The sequence below is a fragment of the Mesorhizobium sp. M7A.F.Ca.US.014.04.1.1 genome (genome assembly GCF_003998745.1).
Taxonomy (GTDB): domain Bacteria; phylum Pseudomonadota; class Alphaproteobacteria; order Rhizobiales; family Rhizobiaceae; genus Mesorhizobium; species Mesorhizobium ciceri.
Genome location: NZ_RZRW01001447.1, coordinates 1 through 465, shown reverse-complemented (window position 1 = coordinate 465; position 465 = coordinate 1). Strand labels below are relative to the sequence as shown.

At 58.3% G+C, this 465-nt stretch carries 1 protein-coding gene; it reads right to left on the bottom strand.

Annotation, left to right across the window (positions count from 1 at the left end; all coding sequences use genetic code 11):
• Positions 1 to 140: 140 nt before the first annotated feature.
• Positions 141 to 465: type VI secretion system-associated FHA domain protein (locus tag EOA22_RS37030; RefSeq protein WP_348629533.1), on the bottom strand; the 325-nt coding region annotated here is incomplete at its 5' end.

The window sequence follows — 465 nt, the reverse complement described above, 5'->3', positions numbered from 1 at the left end:
CGCCCAGGCCCGGGTTTAATGCAAGACCCGCCGTTTACGTTGACGGTGATCACCGATGGTTTCGGGGGACCACTCTGCCAAGCGGCAAGCAACCCTGTCGCGCCCAAGGCAACAACAAATTCACGTCGATCAATCATCTCTCACTCCTCCTCATATGCATCTCGAAAATCAGCGCCGATTTCGCCAAGGAAGCTCTTTTCAGCACTCTCGGCGATTTCACGATGGCGCTTCTGGTAAAGTTCCCACAGCTTGGCGCCCCGCCCCCCAGAGAGAAGGGTTCCGATCGCGGAATTCGATTTCAGCTCATCCTCGATCACTACCGGGTCAAAACGGTCGATCATCCGCCGCATGCCGGTCTGTATGCCTCGCCAGGCGCGTACGTGATGCTGCGCGAGATCGCGCACCGCATCGGTGATTGCCGCTTCACCGCCGAGAAATCCTGGGCTGCGCTCAGCGTTAAGCGTT